Genomic DNA, 7,647 nt, shown 5'->3' on the forward strand with positions numbered 1-7,647 from the left:
TACTAACTCATACAAGCAAAAAAGTCTGCTTTTAATTTGGCTTCATCTAAATTTCTACCAATAAATACAAGTTCATTTTTGCGAGTTTCATTGACTTTCCAAGGTCTATCCGCTTTACCATCAAATATCATGTGTACACCTTGGAAAACAAAGCGATTATCTTCATTTTCAATATTTAAAATTCCTTTCATTCTGAAAATATCTAGACCTTGATTTCTGAGTAATTCTGTCATCCAGGCATTTAATTTTTCACCGTTAATTGTCCCTTCTGATACTATCGCTACAGAATAGACGCTTTCATCATGGACGTGAGCATCTTCTCCTAAGAAATTAGGATCAATTTCTAACGCATGATCTAAATCAAATGCTTGCACTCCTAATAAAGCTGACATTGCTAATTCAGAATTATGGGTGCGGTAGATTTTTGCCATTGCATTCATTGAGCGAATGCGAGTTTCTAATTCATCTAAAACTTCCGGTGTTACTAAATCAGTTTTATTCAACAAAATTACATCTGCAAAAGCAATTTGCTCTTGAGCCTCGTCCGCTTCCCAATGTTGCCAAATATGTTTAGAATCAACAACTGTGACTACTGCATCTAATGACAACTGACTTTGTAAATCTTCATCAACAAAAAACGTTTGAATTACAGGTGCAGGATCTGCTAAACCGGTGGTTTCAATGACTAAATGATCAAATTTATCTCGGCGTTTCATTAAATTGCCAATAATGCGAATTAAATCACCGCGAACTGTACAACAAATACAGCCATTATTCATTTCAAAGATTTCTTCATCTGCATCAATTACCAATTGATTATCAATACCTACCTCGCCAAATTCGTTAACAATAACGGCAACTTTTTTACCGTGTTCGTAGGTAAGAATATGATTTAATAATGTAGTTTTACCCGCGCCTAAATAGCCAGTCAAAACGGTTACTGGTACTGAATTGAATGTTTCTGAAATCATCATAGTCTATCCGTTTACTTATTTTAGGAACAGAGTATTAACGCAAGACGGAATGCAAAAGGCGTACAGGGTAAGTTTTACAGTTATCCGCCGTCTTGTAGTGTCCAAATAATAGCTTAGAAGTCACCAAGATTGAATGTCAAGAGAAAAATGTTTGGCTTTCGGTACTTATTATAAGTAATGAGACAGAATTAATTACACAATGTTATTGTGTAAGCGTTGCGTGGCGTTAGCCATATGGAACGAAGTGAAATGAAGCAATCGCCAGGGTTGTGATTGCTTCCCTTCCCTCGCAATGACTGTAAATATTTTTGTCCAATTACTTACTCAACAGGGTTGGGACATGGACTTTTAAGAATTACGAAAAACCTAGATTTGTAGGGGTAAAGCATGAGCTTATTGGTGTCAACTTAACGTAAAACCCATAGCCCGCCTGGGAATAAATTCCCAGTCTCATAGCAGAAGTCATCTGAAGATGACTAAAAATCCCCATAAATCTTTGACTATTAGCCCTGATAGCGTAGCGTAAGCCATAATTCATTTCTGGGCGGGTGTGGAAGCAATGTCAACTTAACGTAAAACCCATAGCCCGCCTGGGAATGAATTCCCAGTCTCATAGCAGAAGTCATCTGAAGATGACTAAAAATCCCCATAAATCTTTGACTATTAGCCCTGATAGCGTAGCGTAAGCCATAATTCATTTCTGGGCGGTTGTGGAAGCAATGTCAACTTAACGTAAAACCCATAGCCCGCCTGGGAATGAATTCCCAGTCTCATAGCAGAAGTCATCTGAAGATGACTAAAAATCCCCATAAATCTTTGACTATTAGCCCTTTTTCTAAAATCGCTAAATCATCTAATAAAATAATTTGATAATCTTGTCCAATCTTATTAGAAATTTCTGTTTGTTTAGGGGAATTAATAGCTAGTAAACCTCTCTTGATTTCAAAATAGGTATACAACTTCAGATAAGTTATTAAATTGTTCTTTGGTTAAGTTTTGCTGAACGATATGATATAAATGTTCAACCATTTCTCTTGGATTAAGTTCTTCTTTAAACAAAGGACGTTCTTCCATTAAAATAGCCACAATTTTCTCAATTCTGTTGATCATGAATTCTTGTTGAAGTTCTGTTGATAACATAATATTTCCTCCAGGGAAATGTAAGAGACTTCCAAATAAAAAAATGTCCCAAAACTGATGCAGAAATTCTCTCTCTGTGTACTCTGTGCCTCTGTGGTTCGTTTCTTAGGATAATTTATTTCTTGGAAGTCTCTAAATGATATTTATGGAGGTTATCTATTGTAGCATTTTTTAGTTTTGTGATGTCTGTTTATTAGTCCAGTGTTAATTTATGAGTAATAGATTGTGTCAGATTTTGAAGTTAATTGTTTAACTATTAAGTTTTGTATATGATGCCGTTTTAGTTTAGTATAATATTGAAGTGGGTAATTTTTACCTTGTAATTACAAATAAAACAATGCCAGCAAAGGATACTTACCATGATGCGGTTAAAAATGCTTTAATTAAGGCTGGTTGGACGATTACCGCTGATCCTTATCCGATTAAGTATGAAGAAATCAGACTTATCGCTGATTTAGCTGGTGAAAAAACGATTGCTGCTACAAAAGAGAGTGAACAAATTGTTATTGAAGTTAAAAGTTTTTTGAGTCGTTCTCCCATGGGTGAATTTGAAACAGCTTTAGGTCAATATCTGATTTATCAAACTTTTCTTTTGGCTACTCATCCTGAGTATAAAGTATTTTTAGCAATCGGTAAAAATATTTATGAAAAGTTTTTTGAACAAGTTGCTATTCAACTGATTTTACAAAAATATCAAGTTTCACTATTAGTTATTGATATTAATCAAGAAGAGGTGATCAAATGGACAAGCTAACTCATTATCAAAACTTAATCAAACAAATTTTAACTGAATATGAAAAAATCTCATCACAAGTAATTGATCCTGATATAGATGAGGTGTTAATGTTTGATGATCAAAGAAGTCAATATCTTTGGTTTAATATTGGTTGGAAAAATGATAAACGAGTAAAAACAATTTCTGTTTATATTCGCATTAAAAATGAGAAAATTTACATTGAGGAAGATTGGACTGAAGAGGGAATAGCTACGGATTTATTAAGAGAAGGTGTACCGAAAGAAGATATTGTTTTAGCTTTTTATGATCCAGAAACTCGCAAATTAACTGAGTTTGCTTTTGCTTAATTCTCTGTTTAAAATGATGCGATACCTAATTATCTCATTAATGCTTGAAAACTAGCTTGAATAAAATGCTTATCAAAAGTTAAAGCTTGAGTAACTTTATTTTGTTTCATTACCACAAAAGAAACACAATCAACTAACCCCCAGGACTTATCTTGATGTTGTTTGTATAAATTTAATGCTTCCTCAAATAATTCAGGATTTAACCGGATAACTTCTATATCATCAGAATTTAAAAAAGTTTCCATTAATTCAACTGCTTCACTTTTATAATTACTTGATAAAGCATTACCAACTTCTAATAAAATTGCATCAGTGGTTATCAAAGGATAATTTTCAAATTTTTGAGCTAATTCTAAAGCCCTTTGATGATATTGATCCCGTTTGTTTATTAAATCTACAATAAACAGCGTATCAACAAAAATTTTATCCCTCACTTACATCTCTCCCTAAACTAACACTAACTTGAATCGAGAAATCTTCAGGAGCATCAATTTTAATCTTTCGTAATTTGGAAATTAAACTAGGTTTTTTAACAGCATTTTCTGCATCGCTTAACTGTTCAATAATCCCATAAACTTGATTAAGTTGTTCTTCTGTTAAATTTTTGAGTTTCTCTTGAATCATTTGTTTTGTAATCATAGTAACTTACCTAAAATAACTATTCTTAAGCACAATTATAGCAAATGACTCTTGAAATTTTCTGGTTTTGTACATAGTAGTATTTTTTAGTTGTGTGATGTTTGTTCATTACTCCAGTGTTAATTTCTAAGTAATAGATTGTGTCAGATAACGAGATAAATTTTCTCGTTTTTAGGATTAGGTTGCTAATTTTGCTATGATTGATGTATTGTAGACTATATGTCACAGCAAACATTCATGTCAATTATCGAATGCAAGGAACACAAATTTCTTTTTTTCCTAACGAGGATGAGCATAATCCTAGCCAAAAGCAAAAGAAGCCGAAATTAGGACGTTATGAGCGTATTCAGCGCGAACTAGATGAAGATAAATCTGATCCATATAAGATATTTACTGATGTTAGTTCCCCACCCAGTCCATTATCTAAATATACTTTTGTGGATCTGTTTTGTGGTGCTGGGGGAATCACACAAGGTTTATTTCAAGCTGGATTCACACCATTGGCTAGTGTAGAAATTAGTCCAATTGCTTCTGCTACGCACAAAAAAAATTTCCCACAATGTCATCATTTCTGTGGAGATATTGAACAATTTTCTTCCCAAAATTGGCTGCAACAAATAAGCTCACCTGATGTAAATGTTGTTGTTGGTGGTCCACCATGTCAAGGATTTTCAGTAGCCGGAAAACGTGATCCCAAAGATCCTCGAAATAGGTTATTTTATGAATTCGTGCGTGTTGTTTCCGAAATACGCCCTTGGTATGTAGTGATGGAAAATGTACCAGGTATTTTGACAATTCAAAACGGGGATGTAAAGACAGCAATTATTGAAGCTTTTGAGTCTATTGGTTATCCTCATATTTCTGTGGCAATTCTGGAATCTGCGGCTTATGGAGTCCCACAAATTCGACCAAGAGCTATTTTTATCGCTAATAGATTTGGAATGCCAAATCCTTATCCTCAAGCGCAATTAAACCAAGAAGAATACAAACCTATTGAATCAGCAATTTCTGATTTACCAGAATACACTCGAATATCGGAAATTAATCACGAATGGACCAAACATTCACAGGAGTATATGGAACGTCTTGCTCAAGTTCCTCCTGGTGGTTCTTTATATACAAAATATGTTGATGCTTTCAAACGACAATATCCTGGTAAACCAAGTATGACTGTGAAAGAAAATCATGGTGGTACACATATTCATCCATATTTAAATCGCGTGATTTCCGCTAGGGAAATGGCCAGATTACAAACATTTCCCGATTCGTTTATTTTTGAAGGTAGTATGAAAAAAGCGATGTGGCAAATTGGCAATGCTGTACCACCACGTTTAGCAGAGTGTATTGGTTATGCACTGATTCCTTACTTAAATGATATTGCAATTAACATAAGACAATCTGCTAATTTACCTCATTTTGATCAACCTGAGATAGTTTTTGGTTAAGTGCATTACGCCAAGTTTCAAAATCATACCAACCACAACCAATACAACCTTCCTCAGCTTCATCACCTCGCTGATGTTGGGAAGGCCAATTTTCACCTGATTTATACCAGAATTTAATACCAAAAGGTGTACCGCGTTTACCAGTTTTTATACAACGTTCACAACTTCTCGATTTTAAAAGATTATGATTTCCAGACGCATCTTTCTTGAGTAATTGAAACTTTTTCCTAATTTCGGTTTCACTCATAGAAGTTAAATGTGGAGCTTCACTTTTTCCCCAACGTTCCATTGGAAACCTATGGTCAATAACTAGCTCATGCTTCTCTCTTTGTCTCTGTTCTATTACATCTGTATATGAATAAGCCTGGAGAATTCTTTGAACTAAAGAAGCTGGTATATTAGAAGCTGAATTAGCCGATTTTATCTCTCCTGTCCAGCAATCTCCTAAACGTATTTGTTGACAAGTTGGACAAAAATTCTTTTGTGTTTCAATGACAAGACCAGGACGACTTCTTGTCCCGCGTTGTAATCCCTGAATACCTCCACCACCGGCATACTGAGTTGATCCTACGTTTTTGCCTTCGCACTCTCTACAATGCCATTTTTGATCTGATAAAAGGTTAAAGACTTGTAATTGAGTTGCTCCTTGTCTAAATTGGGCTTTAATTGTCTCGACTAAATTTTGTTGGTTTGTCACTGTATTCTATCGGCTTCAATTTCCAGATTTTTGAGCAGAACGGAAACACTAATACCTAAGCCATCTGCAAGACTTACAAGAGCAGTGAGGGAAGGATTTCTAACTCCACGTTCCACACCGGAAATGTATGTACGATCTAAGTTAGCGCGTAGTCCTAACTCCTCTTGTGAAATTCCTAACTCTGTTCGGCGTTGTCTGACTAGATAACCTAAAGCATAAAGAGTCTTTTGTTTTGATTCATCCATCTGCTGATTTTGAGCTTTTATGGACTATCAGTCTACGGACTATGTGTCACATTATTTGAAATTTATTATTTATTATTGACATCTAAGAGGTTGTTTGAAAAGTTTTAGGTTGTGATTTTAGGCACTTACAGATCCCCCCTTAGCAAGGGGGGAACTAGAGTCAAAGTCCCCCTTTTCAAGGGGGATTTAGGGGGATCTAAAAATATTTGATACACCATGAGGGACTTTTCAAACACGCTCTAATGCTATGTCTAAAAATTCATGCAATTCTTAACTAAATAATCCGTTGGTTTCGGCGATAAATAAAATCTGTTAAGTTATAATTAATCTAAACTTGGTTCAACACAACAGGAGGATCTCAATGAGCCTAGTCATTTCCGAAGATATTGTCCAAGCCAGTGGATTATCAGAAAAAGAATTAGTTTTAGAATTGATTATTCTATTATTTCAAAGGAAAAAGATTAGTATCGGTAAAGCATCCCAACTGGCTAAAATGCCTTTACTACAATTTCAAAATGAATTAGCTATGAGAAACATTAATATTCATTATGATGAAACTGATTTAGAGGTTGATTTAAAAAACTTGGGAATTATCTAAAATTTATGATCATAGTTAGCAATACTTCACCTATTACTAATCTATCAGCTATAGGAAAAATCCAATTATTAGAACAACTTTATGGAGAAATTATCATATCATCAGCAGTTTTTCAAGAATTAACACAATGGGGAGATTCAATACCAGGAGCAAAAGAAGTCAAAACTTATGACTGGATTATTGTAAAACCTGTTAATAATGTTAGTTTAGTACAATCTTTAAAAAGCAAATTGGATGAAGGAGAATCTTCGGTAATAGCTTTAGCATTAGAGTTAAATGCAGATTGGCTAATTATAGATGAACAATTAGGCAGACAAACAGCAACAGAATATAACTTAAAGATAACAGGTATTTTAGGAATTTTAATTGAGGCAAAACGTCAGAAATTAATTCCATTAGTTAAACCTATTCTTGATGATTTAATCAATACAGCTAAATTTTGGGTTAGTCCCTCTCTTTATAATCGTATTTTATCAATTGTTGGTGAATGATAATAGGTAACAGGTAAAAACCAATTACCCATTACCAATTTGGGGTCTAGCCGGGATACGCGCAAAATGGGACACGATGCAAAGATTTGTAAAGATGCTTGCAATATGCAACGTTTTATGGTTAAGAAATAGGAAACCTTATTTTTCTGAGGCAGAGTACAATACATACTCTCCTTAAATAATTTAAATAAGATTATTAAGTGAAAAATATATACTTGCTCTTGTTTAGTCTTGAGAAAATCATTCTAGTATTTGACTAGAGTATTAAAAGCAAGTTGTGCGATTTCCTCTGCTCGTGATGATGTAACTTTTTGATAACGCAATGTCGTTTGTAT

At 34.2% G+C, this 7,647-nt stretch carries 12 protein-coding genes; 5 read left to right on the forward strand and 7 right to left on the reverse strand.

Annotated elements, in window-relative coordinates; translation table 11 throughout:
- Nucleotides 1-2: 2 nt before the first annotated feature.
- The 3 genes from AN486_RS09805 to AN486_RS09815 form a co-directional block, all read right to left on the reverse strand.
- On the reverse strand, nt 3-974 hold the full coding sequence (locus tag AN486_RS09805; protein ID WP_027400657.1) for a GTP-binding protein: 972 nt from the start codon (nt 972-974) through the stop codon (nt 3-5).
- 782 nt (nt 975-1,756) lie between these two features.
- Nucleotides 1,757-1,933, reverse strand: a complete 177-nt coding sequence (locus AN486_RS09810; RefSeq protein WP_199924434.1) for a hypothetical protein — start codon at nt 1,931-1,933, stop codon at nt 1,757-1,759.
- Nucleotides 1,917-2,114: a hypothetical protein gene (locus tag AN486_RS09815; protein WP_051424197.1), complete on the reverse strand. Its 198-nt coding sequence runs from the start codon at nt 2,112-2,114 to the stop codon at nt 1,917-1,919. Before AN486_RS09815 ends, AN486_RS09810 begins: the two co-directional genes overlap by 17 nt.
- Before the next feature lie 337 nt (nt 2,115-2,451).
- Between AN486_RS09815 and AN486_RS09820 the strand changes: the two genes are divergently transcribed.
- Together AN486_RS09820 and AN486_RS09825 are read left to right on the forward strand one after the other, a co-directional pair.
- The gene (locus AN486_RS09820; protein WP_290600394.1) at nt 2,452-2,868 is read left to right on the forward strand and encodes a XisH family protein; all 417 of its coding nucleotides are present in this window, start codon (nt 2,452-2,454) and stop codon (nt 2,866-2,868) included.
- Nucleotides 2,856-3,197: a XisI protein gene (locus tag AN486_RS09825; RefSeq protein ID WP_053539158.1), complete on the forward strand. Its 342-nt coding sequence runs from the start codon at nt 2,856-2,858 to the stop codon at nt 3,195-3,197. The genes AN486_RS09820 and AN486_RS09825 overlap by 13 nt, the downstream gene beginning before the upstream one ends.
- Nucleotides 3,198-3,226: 29 nt before the next feature.
- On the opposite strand, the gene AN486_RS09830 is transcribed toward AN486_RS09825, so the two are convergent.
- Together AN486_RS09830 and AN486_RS09835 are read right to left on the reverse strand one after the other, a co-directional pair.
- Entirely contained in the window at nt 3,227-3,631 is a 405-nt protein-coding gene (locus tag AN486_RS09830; protein WP_290600396.1) for a PIN domain-containing protein, read from the reverse strand.
- On the reverse strand, nt 3,621-3,836 hold the full coding sequence (locus tag AN486_RS09835; protein ID WP_290600397.1) for a hypothetical protein: 216 nt from the start codon (nt 3,834-3,836) through the stop codon (nt 3,621-3,623). Before AN486_RS09835 ends, AN486_RS09830 begins: the two co-directional genes overlap by 11 nt.
- 251 nt (nt 3,837-4,087) lie before the next feature.
- Here AN486_RS09835 and AN486_RS09840 point away from each other — a divergent pair, with 251 nt between their 5' ends.
- Nucleotides 4,088-5,281: a DNA cytosine methyltransferase gene (locus tag AN486_RS09840; RefSeq protein WP_290600398.1), complete on the forward strand. Its 1,194-nt coding sequence runs from the start codon at nt 4,088-4,090 to the stop codon at nt 5,279-5,281.
- Here AN486_RS09840 and AN486_RS09845 read toward each other — a convergent pair.
- Nucleotides 5,238-5,978, reverse strand: a complete 741-nt coding sequence (locus AN486_RS09845) for a restriction endonuclease (RefSeq protein ID WP_096666642.1) — start codon at nt 5,976-5,978, stop codon at nt 5,238-5,240. The genes AN486_RS09840 and AN486_RS09845 overlap by 44 nt on opposite strands.
- Nucleotides 5,975-6,223, reverse strand: coding sequence for a helix-turn-helix transcriptional regulator (locus AN486_RS09850; protein ID WP_190384424.1), 249 nt, complete (start codon nt 6,221-6,223; stop codon nt 5,975-5,977). The genes AN486_RS09845 and AN486_RS09850 overlap by 4 nt, the downstream gene beginning before the upstream one ends.
- A 361-nt stretch (nt 6,224-6,584) precedes the next feature.
- Here AN486_RS09850 and AN486_RS09855 point away from each other — a divergent pair, with 361 nt between their 5' ends.
- Both AN486_RS09855 and AN486_RS09860 read left to right on the forward strand, forming a co-directional pair.
- Entirely contained in the window at nt 6,585-6,821 is a 237-nt protein-coding gene (locus tag AN486_RS09855) for a UPF0175 family protein (RefSeq protein WP_027400660.1), read from the forward strand.
- A 5-nt stretch (nt 6,822-6,826) separates the two neighbouring features.
- Entirely contained in the window at nt 6,827-7,312 is a 486-nt protein-coding gene (locus AN486_RS09860) for a DUF3368 domain-containing protein (protein WP_168636708.1), read from the forward strand.
- Nucleotides 7,313-7,647 lie beyond the last annotated feature (335 nt).

The organism is Anabaena sp. AL93 (genome assembly GCF_001672085.1).
GTDB classification, from domain to species: domain Bacteria; phylum Cyanobacteriota; class Cyanobacteriia; order Cyanobacteriales; family Nostocaceae; genus Dolichospermum; species Dolichospermum heterosporum.

Excerpts from the sequence above, each read along its gene's own strand:
- AN486_RS09805 (WP_027400657.1), bottom strand. The coding sequence starts at position 974 with ATGATGATTTCAGAAACATTCAATTCAGTACCAGTAACCGTTTTGACT.
- AN486_RS09815 (WP_051424197.1), bottom strand. The coding sequence starts at position 2,114 with ATGTTATCAACAGAACTTCAACAAGAATTCATGATCAACAGAATTGAG.
- AN486_RS09820 (WP_290600394.1), top strand. The coding sequence starts at position 2,452 with ATGCCAGCAAAGGATACTTACCATGATGCGGTTAAAAATGCTTTAATT.
- AN486_RS09825 (WP_053539158.1), top strand. The coding sequence starts at position 2,856 with ATGGACAAGCTAACTCATTATCAAAACTTAATCAAACAAATTTTAACT.
- AN486_RS09835 (WP_290600397.1), bottom strand. The coding sequence starts at position 3,836 with ATGATTACAAAACAAATGATTCAAGAGAAACTCAAAAATTTAACAGAA.
- AN486_RS09840 (WP_290600398.1), top strand. The coding sequence starts at position 4,088 with ATGCAAGGAACACAAATTTCTTTTTTTCCTAACGAGGATGAGCATAAT.
- AN486_RS09850 (WP_190384424.1), bottom strand. The coding sequence starts at position 6,223 with ATGGATGAATCAAAACAAAAGACTCTTTATGCTTTAGGTTATCTAGTC.
- AN486_RS09855 (WP_027400660.1), top strand. The coding sequence starts at position 6,585 with ATGAGCCTAGTCATTTCCGAAGATATTGTCCAAGCCAGTGGATTATCA.
- AN486_RS09860 (WP_168636708.1), top strand. The coding sequence starts at position 6,827 with ATGATCATAGTTAGCAATACTTCACCTATTACTAATCTATCAGCTATA.